General features: G+C 66.7%; 21 protein-coding genes. 7 read left to right on the top strand and 14 right to left on the bottom strand.

The features are described from left to right. Positions 1-19: 19 nt before the first annotated feature. From SOM26_RS04015 to SOM26_RS04005, 3 genes are all read right to left on the bottom strand, one after another. Positions 20-391, bottom strand: coding sequence for a hypothetical protein (locus SOM26_RS04015; protein ID WP_320451451.1), 372 nt, complete (start codon positions 389-391; stop codon positions 20-22). A gap of 121 nt (positions 392-512) precedes the next feature. Next, complete coding sequence (rpsD, locus tag SOM26_RS04010; RefSeq protein ID WP_261271057.1) at positions 513-1,127, bottom strand: 30S ribosomal protein S4; 615 nt, start codon at positions 1,125-1,127, stop codon at positions 513-515. 161 nt (positions 1,128-1,288) lie between these two features. Further along, the gene (locus SOM26_RS04005) at positions 1,289-1,528 is read right to left on the bottom strand and encodes a hypothetical protein (protein ID WP_320451450.1); all 240 of its coding nucleotides are present in this window, start codon (positions 1,526-1,528) and stop codon (positions 1,289-1,291) included. Between the two features lie 101 nt (positions 1,529-1,629). On the opposite strand from SOM26_RS04005, the gene SOM26_RS04000 reads away from it, so the two are divergent. Then, a complete protein-coding gene (locus SOM26_RS04000; RefSeq protein ID WP_320451449.1) occupies positions 1,630-1,938 on the top strand; it encodes a chorismate mutase in 309 nt (102 codons plus the stop codon). 11 nt (positions 1,939-1,949) lie between these two features. Here SOM26_RS04000 and SOM26_RS03995 read toward each other — a convergent pair whose 3' ends face one another. The 7 genes from SOM26_RS03995 to rpiB all read right to left on the bottom strand — a co-directional run bounded on the left by SOM26_RS03995 (position 1,950) and on the right by rpiB (position 5,903). After that, the gene (locus tag SOM26_RS03995; protein ID WP_320451448.1) at positions 1,950-2,198 is read right to left on the bottom strand and encodes a hypothetical protein; all 249 of its coding nucleotides are present in this window, start codon (positions 2,196-2,198) and stop codon (positions 1,950-1,952) included. Positions 2,199-2,258: 60 nt separating this feature from the next. Next, complete coding sequence (locus SOM26_RS03990; protein WP_320451447.1) at positions 2,259-2,984, bottom strand: RNA methyltransferase; 726 nt, start codon at positions 2,982-2,984, stop codon at positions 2,259-2,261. A 230-nt stretch (positions 2,985-3,214) separates the two neighbouring features. After that, complete coding sequence (locus SOM26_RS03985; RefSeq protein ID WP_320451850.1) at positions 3,215-3,289, bottom strand: GIY-YIG nuclease family protein; 75 nt, start codon at positions 3,287-3,289, stop codon at positions 3,215-3,217. A gap of 166 nt (positions 3,290-3,455) precedes the next feature. Then, positions 3,456-3,923, bottom strand: coding sequence for a transcriptional regulator NrdR (gene nrdR / locus SOM26_RS03980; protein WP_058716666.1), 468 nt, complete (start codon positions 3,921-3,923; stop codon positions 3,456-3,458). Continuing rightward, positions 3,924-4,115: a hypothetical protein gene (locus SOM26_RS03975; protein ID WP_320451446.1), complete on the bottom strand. Its 192-nt coding sequence runs from the start codon at positions 4,113-4,115 to the stop codon at positions 3,924-3,926. It abuts the gene before it with no gap. 11 nt (positions 4,116-4,126) lie between these two features. Then, positions 4,127-5,425, bottom strand: a complete 1,299-nt coding sequence (glyA, locus tag SOM26_RS03970) for a serine hydroxymethyltransferase (protein ID WP_320451445.1) — start codon at positions 5,423-5,425, stop codon at positions 4,127-4,129. 34 nt (positions 5,426-5,459) lie between these two features. Next, positions 5,460-5,903, bottom strand: a complete 444-nt coding sequence (gene rpiB / locus SOM26_RS03965; RefSeq protein WP_320451444.1) for a ribose 5-phosphate isomerase B — start codon at positions 5,901-5,903, stop codon at positions 5,460-5,462. Between the two features lie 128 nt (positions 5,904-6,031). On the opposite strand from rpiB, the gene SOM26_RS03960 reads away from it, so the two are divergent. Further along, entirely contained in the window at positions 6,032-6,481 is a 450-nt protein-coding gene (locus SOM26_RS03960) for a hypothetical protein (RefSeq protein WP_320451443.1), read from the top strand. 44 nt (positions 6,482-6,525) lie between these two features. After that, positions 6,526-7,074: a Uma2 family endonuclease gene (locus SOM26_RS03955; protein ID WP_320451442.1), complete on the top strand. Its 549-nt coding sequence runs from the start codon at positions 6,526-6,528 to the stop codon at positions 7,072-7,074. Between the two features lie 148 nt (positions 7,075-7,222). Here SOM26_RS03955 and hemA read toward each other — a convergent pair whose 3' ends face one another. After that, on the bottom strand, positions 7,223-8,464 hold the full coding sequence (gene hemA / locus SOM26_RS03950) for a 5-aminolevulinate synthase (protein ID WP_320451441.1): 1,242 nt from the start codon (positions 8,462-8,464) through the stop codon (positions 7,223-7,225). A gap of 209 nt (positions 8,465-8,673) precedes the next feature. Beyond that, on the bottom strand, positions 8,674-9,471 hold the full coding sequence (gene murI, locus SOM26_RS03945; RefSeq protein WP_320451440.1) for a glutamate racemase: 798 nt from the start codon (positions 9,469-9,471) through the stop codon (positions 8,674-8,676). Positions 9,472-9,574: 103 nt separating this feature from the next. Between murI and plsY the strand changes: the two genes are divergently transcribed. The 4 genes from plsY to topA all read left to right on the top strand — a co-directional run bounded on the left by plsY (position 9,575) and on the right by topA (position 14,570). Further along, positions 9,575-10,180, top strand: a complete 606-nt coding sequence (gene plsY / locus SOM26_RS03940) for a glycerol-3-phosphate 1-O-acyltransferase PlsY (RefSeq protein WP_320451439.1) — start codon at positions 9,575-9,577, stop codon at positions 10,178-10,180. Beyond that, on the top strand, positions 10,173-11,252 hold the full coding sequence (dprA, locus tag SOM26_RS03935) for a DNA-processing protein DprA (protein WP_320451438.1): 1,080 nt from the start codon (positions 10,173-10,175) through the stop codon (positions 11,250-11,252). The genes plsY and dprA overlap by 8 nt, the downstream gene beginning before the upstream one ends. Next, positions 11,249-11,752, top strand: a complete 504-nt coding sequence (locus tag SOM26_RS03930; RefSeq protein WP_320451437.1) for a GNAT family N-acetyltransferase — start codon at positions 11,249-11,251, stop codon at positions 11,750-11,752. The genes dprA and SOM26_RS03930 overlap by 4 nt, the downstream gene beginning before the upstream one ends. Before the next feature lie 190 nt (positions 11,753-11,942). Continuing rightward, entirely contained in the window at positions 11,943-14,570 is a 2,628-nt protein-coding gene (gene topA, locus SOM26_RS03925) for a type I DNA topoisomerase (protein WP_320451436.1), read from the top strand. Between the two features lie 48 nt (positions 14,571-14,618). On the opposite strand, the gene SOM26_RS03920 is transcribed toward topA, so the two are convergent. Together SOM26_RS03920 and panC are read right to left on the bottom strand one after the other, a co-directional pair. After that, the gene (locus SOM26_RS03920) at positions 14,619-14,921 is read right to left on the bottom strand and encodes a hypothetical protein (protein WP_320451435.1); all 303 of its coding nucleotides are present in this window, start codon (positions 14,919-14,921) and stop codon (positions 14,619-14,621) included. Positions 14,922-14,995: 74 nt separating this feature from the next. Next, complete coding sequence (gene panC / locus SOM26_RS03915) at positions 14,996-15,841, bottom strand: pantoate--beta-alanine ligase (protein WP_320451434.1); 846 nt, start codon at positions 15,839-15,841, stop codon at positions 14,996-14,998. Positions 15,842-15,881: the final 40 nt, after the last annotated feature.

Here is a 15,881-nt window from a genome sequence, read left to right as displayed (position 1 = left end):
TTCCATCTCTCGCCGCCCCTTAATCGCCCAGCGAATAGACCGACTTGAACTTGCCGTCCTGCAGGCCGCCGATCGTCCACTTGGACGGTGCGCCGTTGGTGAACGCCACCTGATATTGCTCGAACCGCTCGCCGTTCGCCTGCTCGGTCTTCAGGAAGGTGATCGTCTTGATCGGCCCGGCCGCCTTCAGGCCCGGTGCCATCTGGGGCAGTTGTTCCCGACATGCCTTCAACAGGCCGTCGGCCATCAGATCGGCAGGACAGGTGCCCCCTGCGACCGACGTGAACATCGCCCGAAGCTGGTCGGCATATTGCCCCTGCTCGGCGGTCTGCGCCGTGGCAGCGGATGCGCCCAACAGCGCGGCGATGGCGATCAATCCCAGGCGCATCATGTCCCTCCCCCTTTGTACGGACGAAGTATGAGAGCCCCTGCGTCATCCGGCAAGCACGGCGTAAACAAAAAGGGCGGCCCCCAAGGACCGCCCTTTCCGTAATTCGGTAAGACCCGAAAACTTAGCGCGAATAGAATTCGACGACCAGGTTCGGTTCCATCTTCACCGGATAGGGCACCTCGTCCAGCGTCGGAACGCGGGTCAGGGCGACCTTGGTGTTGCCGTCGGCGGTGACGTAATCGGGCACTTCACGCTCGGCGAGCTGCTGCGCCTCGAGGACCAGCGCCATTTCGGTCGCCTTCGAACCCAGCGAGATCTCGTCGCCGACGAAGCAGCGACGCGACGCGATGTTGCACTTCACGCCGTTGACGCGGATGTGGCCATGGCTGACCAGCTGGCGCGCGGCGAAGATCGTCGGCGCGAACTTGGCGCGGTACACGATCATGTCCAGACGCTGCTCGAGCAGGCCGATCAGGTTCTGCGAGGTATCGCCCTTCATGCGGGCGGCTTCCTGGTAGCAGGCCTTGAACTGCTTCTCGGTCACATCGCCGTAATAGCCCTTCAGCTTCTGCTTGGCGCGCAGCTGCAGACCGAAGTCTGACATCTTGCCCTTGCGACGCTGACCGTGCTGGCCGGGGCCGTACTCACGCTTGTTGACCGGGCTCTTGGGGCGACCCCAGATGTTCTCGCCCATACGGCGATCGAGCTTGTACTTCGCGCTCTGACGCTTCGACATCTTGTATTCCTTGGCAATTACGAACGACGTTGGTCCCGGTATCGCACCATGCAAGCCTTTATGGGGACAAGCGCAGGCCCACCGCTTCACCGGGATGCGGGGGCAATTGCGAAGCGGCGCGCCTAGACGAGGGGCGCGCCGGAGTCAAGCAGGGCGGTAGATCAGCGGACCGACGGGGCCGGCGAGCGGGTCATGGCATCGTCCATGGTCTTGCGCGCATTCGCCGAGATCGCGTCCCACTGCTCCTTGGTCCGGCAGACCCGGCGACCGCCCATGCGCGAACCGGTCGTTTCCTCGTTCCGGCAGATCTGCTTTTCCTTGGCCGGGGGCGGCGAGGGCGCCGTCGCCGGTTCGGCCTGTTGTCCAGCCAGCAGCAACAGCAGCAAGGTGCTCACCATCATTCCATCTCCCCATGATATGTCCTAGCGATGCTATCCCGGACCCGCGCCGATCCGCAAGCCGGACTGGACAGCGCGCGCACCGCCCGGCAGAGCCATGGCCCATGACCGAGATACTTGCCGGACCCGATTGCACGACCATGGCGCAGGTTCGTGCCGGGGTGGACCAGCTCGACCGCGAACTGGTCGCCCTGCTCGCCCGCCGCTTCGCCTATATGGACGCCGCCGCACGCATCAAGCCGACCCGCGACCGCGTGCGCGACGAAGATCGCAAGACCCAGGTGATCGACCAGGCCCGTGCCGAAGCCCGCCGCCTGGGGCTGCCCGAGGCGGTGGTGGCCGATATGTGGGAAACGCTCGTCGAAGGCTCGATCGCCTATGAACTGGCGACGTTCGACCGGACGCGGGGGTAACGGGCGGGCTGTTACAGCCCGCCGGTCCCCAGATTGCCGTCGGGCACACCGGTGCCTGCACTGACGACGTTGCGTGCCGCGCCCTGGTTGGTTTCGCTCGACCGCTGCCATTGCTGGCGGGTCAGGCAGGTCTTGCGCGTCTTCAGAAACGATCCGGTTTCGTGATACGTCTTGCAGATGACCTTGTCCTGCGGCGCGACCGGTGCAGGCGCGGGTGCGGCGGCGGTCGCGGCCTGGAGGGCGAAAAGCAAAAGCATCATAATTCGGACTCCCCGATAGATCCGGGGGTCAGACTATCACGACTCCACGGCCAGACAAGATCAGCGCTGGCGAGGCCGCGCCAGCGTCGACAGCACCCCGCGCAGGGTACGGACTTCCTGGCTCGACCAGCCGGGCTTGGTCAGCAAGGTGCGCAGCGTGCGCTTGCTTGCGGGGGTGCGGTCGGGCGGGAAGAAAAAGCCTGCATTCTCCAGCATCTCGTCCAGCTGGGCGATCATGCCGTCCAGTTCGCCCTGCGGCGCGACTTCGGGCAATTCGACTTCGGGCGGCTGGGCCAGTTCGATGCCCTTCGACCATTCATAGGCGATCAGGATCACCGCCTGCGCCAGGTTCAGGCTGCCGAATTCCGGATTGATCGGCACGGTGACGATCTTGCGCGCGATCGCGACATCGTCGGTTTCCAGCCCGGACCGCTCCGGCCCGAACAGGAAGGCGGCGCGGCCCACGGTGTCGGCGTGGATTTCGCGCGCCGCCTCTTCGGGCGTGACGACCGGCTTGGTCACGCCGCGCTTGCGCACCGTGGTCGCATAGACCTGGGCGCAATCGGCGACCGCGTCGGAGACGCTTTCATAGACCTTGGCCTGTTCCAGCACGATGTCCGCCCCCGACGCCGCCGGACCCGCCTGCGGATTGGGCCAGCCGTCGCGCGGGGTGACGAGGCGCATCTCAACCAGCCCGAAATTGAGCATCGCGCGCGCGGCCTTGCCGATATTCTCGCCAAGCTGCGGGCGGACCAGGACGATGACGGGGGGTTCGGGCTTATTCACGGTCACTCTCTCGTTCGCCCTGAGCGAAGTCGTAGGGCACGTTCCGCGCGCGGTATCGCGGCTTCTTTGAGTGTCGTCCAGTCCGATGCGATCAGCGCGGCCTTCTTGGTGCGGGACCAGCCTTTGATCTGGCGTTCGGCGGTGAGGGCTTCGTAGCGGGAGGGGAAATCCTGGGACCAAGCCAGCGTTACCGGGCGACGAGGCTGGGTGTAGCCGGGGAGTTCGCTGGTCTAGTGCTGGGCGATGCGGTGTTCGAGATTGTCGGTGTGGCCGGTGTAGAAGCTACCGTCAGAGCAGCAGAGGATGTAGGCGTAGAAGGCCTTTCCCTCAGCCTATCGCTTTTGGGGTCTGGGGCAAGGGAATCCCTTGGGCTTCGACTTCGCTCAGCCTGAACGGGGGTGGGGAGATCTCCCCTGATACAAACAACCTTTCAGGCTGAGCGAAGTTGAAGCTCACGCCCCGCCGCTCACATCACTCCCCCTTCGGCGCCACCTCTTCCACCGTGCCAGCAAAAGCCTCGAAATCCTTGGCCTCGCCAAACTCGCGGTACACGCTGGCGAAGCGGATATAGGCGACCGAATCCAGGCCCTTGAGCCCTTCCATCACCATCTCGCCGATCCGCTTGGACGACACCTCGCCCTCGCCGCTTGTCTCCAACTGCCGCTGGATGCCGGAGACGAGTTTCTCCACCCGCACCGGGTCGATCGGCCGTTTGCGCGTGGCGATGGCGATCGACCGCAGCAATTTCTCGCGGTCGAACGGCTCGCGGCGGTCCTCACTCTTCAGCACGAACAATTCGCGCAGCTGGATACGCTCGAACGTCGTGAAGCGCGCGCCACAGCCTTCGCATTGGCGACGACGGCGGATGGCCGCCCCATCTTCGGTGGGGCGGCTGTCCTTTACCTGACTGTCTTCATGGCCGCAAAAGGGGCAGCGCATTCAGATCTTCTTCTTTGCCTTGAAATAGGCGTAGCCGGCACCCGCCGCCGCGCCGAAGATCGGGCCGACGAACGGCACCGGGATCGCGACGACCGCGCCCAGCGCGCCCCACTTGGCCATGCTCTTGCCAAGGCCCGGGGTCGACTTGATGTCGCTCTGAACCTCGGAAATCTTCTGGTCGAACTTGGCCATCGGTAACGTCCTTATCCCTGATAGATCGGAAAGCGTGCGCAAAGCTCACGCACACGGGCACGAACGTTCGCCTCGACCTCCGGGTCCCCATGTTCGCCCTTGGCCTTCAGACCGTCGAGCACGTCGGCGACCATATGGCCGATCTGCTCGAACTCGGCGGTGCCGAAACCGCGCGTGGTCCCGGCGGGCGAGCCGACGCGGATGCCGCTGGTCTTCATCGGGGGCAGCGGATCGTTGGGGATGCCGTTCTTGTTGCAGGTGATCCCGGCCCGCTCCAGCGCCTCGTCCGCGTCGCGGCCAGTGATGCCCAGGGGGGTCAGGTCGACCAGCGCCAGATGCGTGTCGGTGCCACCCGCGACCAGGTTCGCACCGCGCGCCTTCAGCGTGGCCGCCAGCGTTCGGGCATTCTCGACCACCGCCGCGATATAGGTCTTGAACTCCGGCTGCAGCGCCTCGCCGAACGCGACCGCCTTGGCGGCGATGACGTGCATCAGCGGACCGCCCTGCAGGCCCGGGAAGACGGCCGAGTTGATCTTCTTCGCGATCGCCTCGTCATCGGTCATGATCATGCCGCCGCGCGGGCCGCGCAGCGTCTTGTGCGTGGTGGTGGTCACGACATGGGCATGACCGAACGGGGTCGGGTGCAGGCCGCCCGCGACGATGCCCGCGAAATGCGCCATGTCGACCATGAAATACGCGCCGACCTCGTCCGCGATCGCGCGGAACTTGGCGAAGTCGATGACGCGCGGATAGGCCGAGCCGCCCGCGATGATGATCTTGGGCTGGCACTCGCGCGCGATGCGGGCGACCTCGTCATAATCGATCAGGTGCGTCTCGGGATCGACGCCGTACTGGACCGCGTTGAACCACTTGCCCGACAGCGCCGCCTTCGCACCATGGGTCAGGTGGCCGCCCGCGTCGAGCGACAGGCCCATGATCGTGTCGCCCGGCTTGGCCAGCGCCAGCATGACGGCGCCGTTCGCCTGCGCGCCCGAATGCGGCTGGACGTTGACGAAGCCGCAGCCGAAAATCTGCTTGGCGCGGTCGATCGCCAGCTGCTCGACCTCGTCCGACGGGGCGCATCCCTGATAATAGCGCTTGCCCGGATAACCCTCGGCATATTTGTTGGTGAAGACCGAGCCTTGCGCTTCCATCACCGCCTTGGAGACGATGTTCTCGCTGGCGATCAGCTCGATCTGGGTCTGCTCGCGCTCCAGCTCGTGCGCGACGCCCGCGAAGACCGCCGGGTCGGCATCGGCCAGGGTGCGGGTGAAGAAACCATCGGGCTGGACGTCGTTAAGCGTGCTCATGCAGGGTATCCTTGGGCGGGCGATTCTGGTGCGTTCAATTATGGGCGGGCGCGGTGGACAGCATGTCGACGCGCCGCTGATGCCGTCCCCCCTCGAACGGGGTGGACAGGAAGGCGTCGAGGCAGGCCTTGGCCATTTCCTCGCCGATGACGCGCGCGCCCATGGCGATGGCGTTGGCGTCGTTATGCTGGCGGGCGAGCGCGGCCGACAGCGGCTCCGACACCAGCGCGCAGCGGCAGGCGGGATTGCGGTTGGCGGCGATCGAAATACCGATGCCCGAGCCACACAGGGCCACGCCGCGCTCGGCGCGACCATCGGCCAGCGCATCGCCGACCGCGCGGCCGAAATCGGGATAATCGACGCTGGCCGTGCCGTCCGTGCCCAGGTCGAGCACCTCATGCCCCTGTTCGCGAAGCCAGTCCGCCAGCACGGTCTTCAACGAGACGGCGGCATGATCGGATGCGATCGCGATGCGCATGGGACGGGCGCTCCAATAGGGTGAGGATGGAATGGGTGCGCCTTTACGCGCGCAGGCACGATATGGCTACCCCTTGACGCAAGCGCACGCCGCGGAACGTGCACTGTGCTTTGGGGGTTTTGCGCGTCATGAAGCCGATCCTGATCCTGACCGCCCTCTGTGCCCTGACCGCCTGTTCGCGCGAGACGCCGGAGGCGGTCAAGAACGCCGCCGCCCCCACAGCGAACACCCCCAGCGCCGCCGCCACGGCGGGGCCCGCGGGTGACGGCTCCACCTTTATCGGGGTGCCCAAGCAAAAGGCCCCCGATTATGTCGGTCGCTGGATCGGAGTGGAGGGCATGTATCTGTACATCAAACACGCCGCGACGCCGGGCCGCTATCGCATGGAGATGCAGTGGGACCTAGACCACAAGGGCGAGTTCCGGGGTGAGGCGGTGGGCGACACCATCGTCTTCGAGCGCAATGGTGTACGCGAGGTTCTGCGCCCGACCAATGGCGATGCCACTGGGTTGAAGTATCTGGCGGGCAAGGCCGAATGTCTGACGGTCAAGGCCGGCGAGGGCTATTGCAAGAAGTGACGCGCGGCCAGGCTCGCTCGTGCCGTCATGACAGGATCGCGACCGTGAACCCGCTGGCTCGCCTTGCCCCCGACACCCGCGCGCGGTTCACCAGCGCCGAGTTCCTGCGCATGGTCGAAAGCGGCGCGTTCGAGGGCATGAAGGTCGAACTGGTCGACGGCGAGCTGGAGCGGATAAATCCGCCAATGGGGGGCCATGCCCAGGCACAGGCCGACGTCTTGATCGAACTGGCGACGGTCGTGCCGAGAAACCGGCTATGCGGCGAGGTTGGGATTACGTTGAACGATGCCACCGTCGTCGCGTGCGATACCGCACTGCTGCGCCAGCCGATTGCGGAGGACCGCTTCCTGACACCGGACGACGTTCGGCTGGTGGTCGAGATCGCGCAGACGACGCAAAGCCGCGATATGGGCCTGAAGCGGATGCTCTATGCCCAGGCGGACATCCCGACCTATTGGGTGATCGACGGGATGCGCCACGTCGTCCATGTCTATGCCGATCCGGTGGATGGCGAATATAGCAGCGTCCACACGGTGCGGTTTGGCGAACCCCTGGCCGTGACCGGCAGCGACACCGCGATCACGCTCTATTAAAATCCAACCTCGATATTGGGGCCACCCCGGCGCAGGCCGGGGTCCAGTTGCCTTACCGTCGGGGCGGATACGGTCGCATCGTTTCGCGTACCAACCGCTTGGTCGCAACTGGGCCCCGGCCTGCGCCGGGGTGGAAGGGGCCGGGCTCTTACGCCGCCATCCGCAATTCCAGCCGCTCCCAGATCTCGACCAGCGCGGCCACCAGTTCGACCATCATCGCCTCGTCATGCGCCGGACCCGGCGTGAAGCGCAGGCGCTCGGTGCCGCGCGGGACGGTGGGATAGTTGATCGGCTGGACGTACACGCCGTATTCGGCGAGCAGGATGTCGCTGATCTTCTTGGCCTTGACCGGGTCACCGACCATCACCGGCACGATATGCGTCTCGCCCAGCATCACGGGCAGCCCCGCCTCGCGCATCATCGCCTTCAGCTTGGCGGCGGCGGCCTGCTGGCCATCACGCTCCACCGAGCTCTGCTTCAGGTGGCGCACGCTGGCCAGCACGCCCGCGACCAGCACCGGCGACAACGAGGTCGTGAAGATGAACCCCGGCGCATAGGAGCGGATCACGTCGACGATCATCCGGTCGGCCGCGATATAGCCGCCCATGACGCCGAACGCCTTGCCCAGCGTGCCCTCGATCACGGTCAGCCGGTGCGCGACATGGTCACGCTCCGAAATGCCGCCACCGCGCGCACCGTACATGCCGACCGCGTGCACCTCGTCCAGATAGGTCAGCGCATTATACTTGTCGGCCAGGTCGCAGATCGCCGCGATAGGAGCGACATCGCCCTCCATCGAATAGACGCTCTCGAACGCGATCAGCTTGGGCACCGCCGGGTCCGCCGCCGCCAGCAATTCCTCGAGATGGGCGAGGTCGTTGTGGCGGAAGACCTGCTTCTCGCAGCCCGAATTGCGGATACCCGCGATCATCGAGGCGTGGTTGAGTTCGTCGGAGAAGATCACGCAGCCCGGTAGGATCTTGGCCAGCGTCGCCAGCGTCGCCTCGTTGGAGACATAGCCACTGGTGAAGAGCAGCGCCGCTTCCTTGCCGTGCAGGTCGGCCAGCTCGCCTTCCAGATCGACATGGTAATGGGTGTTGCCGCCGATGTTGCGCGTGCCGCCGGACCCTGCGCCGACGTCGTGCAGCGCTTCCTCCATCGCGGCGATGACCTTCGGATGCTGCCCCATCGCCAGATAATCGTTGGAGCACCAGACGGTGATCGGCTTGGGCCCGTTATGCCCGGCAAAACACCGGGCATTCGGGAACATGCCCTTGTTGCGCAAAATGTCGATGAAGACGCGGTAACGTCCCTCGGCGTGCAGGCGGTCGATCGCCTGGGTGAAGACGCGGGAATAATCCACGCGCGCGTCCGTGCCCTCGATGCTCATGGAAAGGGAATGTAGGCGCAAGCTGCGCATGAATCGAGTCGGGAACTGCGCTCACTGTGATCGATCATGGTGGACATATTGTCCCAAGGCCCGATCGGTTCCTGATGCGGATGGTTCGCAGCTGCCTTTCCCGCCGCCAAACCAGCCTGCCGCCGTTGCCGCTCAGCGAAGGCCAATGCTCGTTCAAACGGGTGTGAGAGGCACAAGGATCAAAGAGCCTCGATCTTCGCAAAGCCCCGCGCCGCCAGTCCCGGCCGCAACGCCGCTTCGCGTTCACCCAGCCGGGTGAACACCGCCACCCCCTCGCCCGCCGAGTCGGGCCAGTCCTGACCATCGGTCAGAAACGCGATTCGCCGCGCGATCCCCGGCCCGCCATCGACGAAGCGAACCGCATGGGGTGCCGCCGCCGCCAGTTCCGCCTCGACCAGCGGGAAATGGGTGCAGGCGTTGACGATGACATCGATGGCCTCGCCACCCGCCTGCCCGAACAGTCCGTCCAGCACGGCCACGAACGCCTCGGGCGACAGACTCTCGCCACGCAGCTTCGCCTCGGCCAGTTCGACCAGTTCGGCCGAGCCGTGCCGGATCACCCGGCAGTCACCCGCAAAGCGCGCCGCCAAATCGTCGACATAGGCCTGGCGCACCGTCGCGCGGGTGCCGAGCACGCCGATCGCGCGCGTCCGGCTCATCGCGGCGGCCGGCTTGATCGCGGGCACCGTGCCGACCACCGGCAGGTCGAGCGCGGCGCGCACCGCGGGCAGCGCGATGGTCGAGGCGGTGTTGCACGCGATGACGATCAGGCGCGGATGGTATCGCTCCGCCAGCCTCCCGAGCAGCGCGGGGACGCGCGCGGCAATCTCGGCCTCGCTTTTCTCGCCGTAAGGAAACCCGGCGCTATCCGCGACATAGACGAACGGCGCGCGCGGCAACGCCTGTCGCGCAGGCCCCGCGATCGACAGGCCACCCACACCGGAATCGAAGAACAGGATGGGACGCGCATCGCTCATCAAGGCCTCATAAGCCCCGCGCGCATCCGAAACCAGAGCCCCGCCGGATTGGACAGCGCCGGAGCGATGTTCTATGTCTGTCCCGGAGCACAGGGGAAGACTATTGCCGACCGAAATCATCTGGGGGCCGCCCACCTGGGCCTTGCTGATCGGCTATCTGCTGGGGTCGATTCCCTTCGGAATCATCCTGACGCGCGCCGCCGGGGCGGGCGATCTTCGGAGCATCGGGTCGGGCAATATCGGCGCGACCAACGTGTTGCGCACGGGCCGCAAGGGCCTCGCCGCCGCGACGTTGATCCTCGACCTGTTGAAGGGTGTCGCCGCCGTCCTGATCGTGCGCCACTGGCTGCCCGGCGAAGAGCCGCTGGCGGCGGCGGCCGCCTTTGTCGGCCATTGCTATCCGATCTGGCTGAAGTTTCGCGGTGGCAAGGGTGTCGCCACGCTGATGGGCGTCGTGGTTGCGCTCCACTGGCCGCTGGGCGTCGTCTATGCGGTGGTGTGGCTGGGGCTGCTCGCGACGCTGCGCATCTCGGCCGTCGCGGGCATGGCGGCGGCGGTCAGCGCACCGCTGGCGGCGGCGGTGATGGGGCGGTTCGACCTGGTCCTGCTGCTGATCGCGCTCGCCCTCATCGTCATCTGGAAGCATGGCGCGAACATCGAACGACTGCTGGCGGGCACCGAGCCGCGTATCGGCAAGAAACGTGACTGACGCCCGGTTCGCGCAGCTCCGGCTGCTGCGGACGCATGGCATCGGCCCCGTCACCTGGCGCCAGTTGATGGCGCGCTTCGGCGAGGCGCAGGCCGCGCTGGATGCGCTGCCCCATCTTGCCCGGCGGGGCGGTGGCGAAGCACCGAAAGCCGCCGATCCGGCGGTGATCGCGTGCGAGATCGAGGCGGTTGCACGGCTGGGCGCGCGGCACGTGATGCTGGGCGAGGCGGATTATCCCGTGCTGCTCGCCGAACTCGATACCGCGCCGCCCGCACTGATCGTGCGCGGCGACATGGCGCTCGCCCAGCGCGGCGGGGTGGCGCTGGTCGGCGCACGCAACGCCTCGGCCGCGTCGTGCCGGTTCGCGCGGGGGCTGGCGCAGGACCTGGCCTCGCACCGCGTCCCCGTCACTTCCGGCCTGGCGCGCGGCATCGACACGGCGGCGCATATCGGCGCGCTCGACGGCGGGACGATCGGCGTCATCGCCAGCGGCATCGACATCGCCTTCCCGCCCGAAAACGCACGCCTTCAGGAAGAAGTGGCCACGCGCGGCCTGCTGATCGCCGAACAGCCGCCGGGCACGCAGCCGCTCGCGCGTCACTTTCCCTCGCGCAACCGGATCATCGCCGGGCTAGCCCAAGGGACGGTGGTGGTCGAGGCCGCGCCGCGCTCCGGCTCGCTGATCACCGCGCGGCTGGCGGGCGAGGCGGGTCGCGAGGTGATGGCGGTGCCGGGCCACCCGGCCGATCCACGCGCGCAAGGCTGCAATATGCTGATCCGCGAGGGCGCGACGCTGATCCAGTCGGCGGCGGACATCCTCGAACAGATTCGCCCCATCGACCCACGCATGGTCCGCGCGCCGGAGAGCCGCTACGCGCCCCCGCCACCGCAGGAGGCGAGCGACGCCGACCGCGCCCGCGTGACCGACCTGCTCGGCCCGGTGGCGGTGACGGTCGACGAACTCATCCGCCAGAGCGGGCGACCACCCGCCATCGTCCAGACGATCCTGCTGGAACTGGAACTCGCCGGACGGCTGGAGCGCCATGCCGGAGGGCGGGTGGCACTGGCATGATCCACACTGACCGCCTGACCCTGCGCCCCTATGAGGCCGCGGATTTCGACGCCTATGCCGCGATGGTCGCCGACCCGGTCGTGGTCCGCCATGCCGGGTCGCCGATGACGGGCGAAGAAGCCTGGATGCGATTGCTGCGCTATATCGGTCACTGGTCGGTGTTCGGATACGGGTTGTTCGCGGTGCTGGACCGGGCGAGCGGGGCTTATCTCGGCGAAACCGGCTTCATGGATTTTCGGCGCGAGGTGGTGCCCCGGATCGAACCGCTACCCGAAGCAGCCTGGGTCTTCACCCGCGCGGCGCATGGGCGGGGCTATGCCCATGAGGCGGCCTCGGCGGCGCATCGCTGGATGACGGACACCCACGCACCGCCCGCGACCCAGTGCATCATTTCGCCCGCCAATCAGGGATCGATCCGGCTGGCGGAGCGGCTGGGCTATCACCTTCACGACAGACCGGAATATCGGGGTGCCGCCTTGCGCTTTGTCCGAGAGGTTTAGGCATGACCTTCGACTTCGCTCAGGCTGAACGGAGGTTGGGAGACGTGGCATTTATCCCCTCACTCGTTCGGCCTGAGCGAAGTCGAAGGCCATGTGCCACCCCCACCAAGCCCGAGCCAACCCCGCTTGACGGCCCCCCGCCCCCTCCCCATCCTCGCGTACACACGTAAGGGACGTAGTTTTACCACTCATGCAGCTTGTCATCGTCGAATCGCCCGCCAAGGCGAAGACCATCGAGAAATATCTGGGTTCGGACTACCGCGTCCTGGCGAGCTATGGTCACGTCCGCGACCTGCCGCCCAAGGACGGCTCGGTCGACCCCGACCAGAACTTCTCGATGGAGTGGGAGAATTACGCGGACAAGGCGCGCCAGCTGAAGGCGATCGCCGACGAGGCCAAGAAGGCCGACCGCCTGATCCTGGCCACCGACCCTGATCGCGAGGGCGAGGCGATTTCGTGGCACGTGCAGGAGGTTCTGAAGAACCGCAAGGCGCTGCCCGACAAGGTCGAGCGCGTGACGTTCAACGCGATCACCAAGCCCGCCGTGCTGCACGCGATGCAGAACCCGCGCGAGCTGGATACCGACCTGATCGACGCGTACCGGGCACGCCGCGCGCTCGACTATCTGGTCGGCTTCACCCTGTCGCCGGTGCTGTGGCGCAAGCTGCCCGGCGCCAAGTCGGCGGGTCGCGTCCAGTCGGTGGCGCTGCGCCTGATCGTCAGCCGCGAGCGCGAGATCGAGGCGTTCCGGGCCCAGGAATATTGGTCGGTGACGGCCGATATGGAGCAGGACGGCACCCCCTTCGTCGCGCGCCTGGTCCAGTGGGAGGGCAAAAAGCTCGACCGTCTGTCGATCGGCAATGAAGGCGACGCCACCCGCGCCAAGGCCGATGTCGAGGCGGGCCGTTTCCAGGTCCAGTCGGTCGAGACCAAGCCCGCGACGCGCAACCCGCCGCCGCCCTTCACCACCTCGACCCTGCAACAGGAGGCCGCGCGCAAGCTGGGCTTCTCGGCCGATCACACGATGCGGATCGCGCAGCAGCTCTATGAGGATGGCGCGATCACCTACATGCGTACCGACGGCGTCCAGATGGACGGATCGGCCATCTCGGCGGCACGCAAGGCCGTGGCCGACCGCTATGACGCGTCCTACGTCCCCGACAAGCCGCGCATGTACCAGTCCAAGGCGAAGAACGCGCAGGAAGCGCACGAGGCGATCCGCCCCACCGACTTCTCCCGCGACCGTGCGGGCTCGGGCGATCATGGCCGCCTGTACGACCTGATCTGGAAGCGCGCGCTGGCGTCGCAGATGGCCTCGGCGCGGATGGAGCGGACCACCATCGACATGGCCGACGGCACCGGCCGCAACATGCTGCGCGCGACCGGCCAGGTCGTGCTCTTCCCCGGCTATCTGGCGCTGTACGAAGAAGGCCAGGACGACAGCCAGGACGAAGAGGCACGCCGCCTCCCCCGCCTGCGCGAGGGCGATGCCCCCGCCAAGAAGGAGGTGAAGGCCGAACAGCACTTCACCCAGCCGCCGCCGCGCTTTTCCGAGGCGTCGCTGGTCAAGCGGATGGAGGAACTCGGCATCGGGCGTCCCTCCACCTATGCCTCGATCATCAAGACGCTGAAGGACCGGGCCTATGTCCGCGTCGAGAAGAACCGCTTCTTCGCCGAGGAGAGCGGGCGGCTGGTGACGGCGTTCCTGGAGCGCTTCTTCGAGAAATATGTCGGCTACGACTATACCGCCGAGCTGGAAGAGGAACTGGACGACGTGTCCGGCGGCCGCGCCCAGTGGCAGGCGGTGCTCGACGCCTTCTGGCGCGACTTCAAGCCGCGCACCTCCGAAGTCATGGAGCAGCAGCCCTCCGCGATCACCGCCGAACTGGACCAGTTCCTTGCGCCCTATCTGTTTCCTGAAAAGGCGGACGGGTCGGACCCGCGGCTCTGCCCGAATTGCGGCGAGGGCAAGCTGGCCCTTCGCGGTGGTCGATTCGGCGCGTTCATCGCCTGCTCCAACTATCCCGAGTGCAAATATACCCGTCGATTCGCCCAGGGCGGCGAGGGCGCGGGCGAGGATAGCGGGCCCGAAACTTTGGGCCAGGATCCCGAGACCGGCCTGCCCGTCGAGCGCAAGTCCGGGCGCTTCGGCCCCTATATCCAGCTGGGCGAGGGCAAGGACGCCAAGCGCGCCTCGATCCCCAAGGATGTCGATCTCGACCTGGAATGGGCGCTTAAATTGCTGAGCCTGCCGCGCAGCATCGGCAACCATCCCGAAACCGGCGAGCCGATCACGGCGTCGATCGGGCGTTATGGCCCCTATCTGGCGCATGCCGGTAAATATGCGCGGCTGACCTCGACCGCCGATGTGTTCGAAACGGGCATGAATGCCGCGGTGGTCAAGCTGGCCGAGGCGGCGGCAGGCGGCGGGCGTGGCGCGCGCACGACGGCATCGCGCGAACCGCTGAAGGTGCTGGGCAAGCATCCGCGCACCGAGGCGGAGATCAAGCTGATGGAAGGGCGCTACGGCCCCTACGTCACCGATGGCGAGACCAATGCCACCATCCCGAAGACGGTCGACAAGGATCAGTTGACGCTGGAAGAAGCCGCGCAGTTGATCGACGCGCGGGCGGCGGCCGCTCCGGCGCGCAAGAAACCGGCGAAGAAGGCGGCGGCGAAGAAGGCACCAGCCAAGTCTGCAGCCAAGGCCACGGCCGAAAAGAAACCTGCGGCGGAAAAGAAGGCGCCTGCGAAAAAGGCGGCACCCAAGAAGACGGCGGCCAAGAAGCCGGCGGCGAAGGAACCGGGCGAAGACTGATCCCGGCCTTCCCTGCCGGGGGGTCAGCGCGCGGTCGCGTCGACGAGGTCAGGCCGCGCGCATCTGAAGCACGCTGTGGTTCAGGAAAGCGCGGGCCTGGCGCTGCGCCTCGGCGATCTCGCGCGCGGTCATGTCGCTGGCGACTTCGGACCGGGCGATCTGCGCGGGCAGGAAACCCGCCACCGCCGCCAGGTTGAACCATTTGTGCGCCTCGACGAGGTCCAGGTGCTTGCCGGCCGAGCCGGTCGAATAGGCGACACCCAGATCGTACATCGTCGCGCCGTCGGTCACCGCCCGATCGGTGAGCCGACTGTCCATCAGGAACTGCGCACTCTTGCTGCTATTGGCCATGATCCTGCCCCTCTGTTCGGACTCCTCTTGTCCAGGGGCAAGCCTATGACCGAAACGGTCACAAACTGGTTAACTCACGCACCGTCGTTCAAAGCGATATTATCGATCAGTCTGGTCGATCCCATGCGTGCGGCGGCCAGCAGGCGGCGGGGACGATCGGCCACGGTATCGGGGCTCAGCGAGGCGGCATCGACCAGCTCGACATAGTCGACCTCGAATCCGGCGGCGGTCAGCGTGGCGCGCGCATCGGAAAGCACGCTTCCCACATCCTCGCCCCGCCCGATCGCCCGCGCGGCGACGCCCAGCGCACGAGGCAGCGCCACCGCCTTGGCCCGCTGTTCCTCGTCCAGATAGATATTGCGCGACGACAGGGCCAGGCCGTCATCGTCCCGCTGGGTCGGCACGCCGACCACCTCGATCGGAAAGTCCAGATCGGCGACCATGCGGCGGATCACCGCCAGCTGCTGGAAATCCTTCTCGCCAAAATAGGCGGCATCGGGTCCGACCTGGTTGAACAGCTTGGCCACGACGGTCGCGACGCCGTCGAAATGGCCGGGCCGCGATGCCCCCTCCAGCCCCTCGGTCACGCCGGCGACGCGGATGCTCGTCGCGTGGCCCTCCGGATACATGGCATCGACGCCGGGCAACCACAGCAGGTCGCACCCCGCCTCGGTCAGCATACGGATATCGGCCAGCTCGCGCCGGGGATAGCGGCTCAGATCCTCGCCCGCGCCGAACTGCCGGGGGTTCACGAAGATCGACGCCACCACCTTGGTGCCCGGGCGCTTGGCCGCCTCGATCAGCGCGATATGCCCGGCATGGAGCGCGCCCATGGTCGGCACCAGCGCCACGCGTGTGCCCTCGGCACGCAAAGCGGCGAGCGCCTCTGCCAGGGCTTCGCGATCCCGAATGACTTGCACTGATTTTACCCCTCGTTCCCCACGCCCAGGGCTTCTATGT

This window comes from Sphingomonas sp. CFBP8993, from assembly GCF_034044895.1.
GTDB lineage: Bacteria > Pseudomonadota > Alphaproteobacteria > Sphingomonadales > Sphingomonadaceae > Sphingomonas.
The sequence above is the reverse complement of the archived record's forward strand: the minus strand, read 5'-3'. Positions and strand labels throughout refer to the sequence as shown.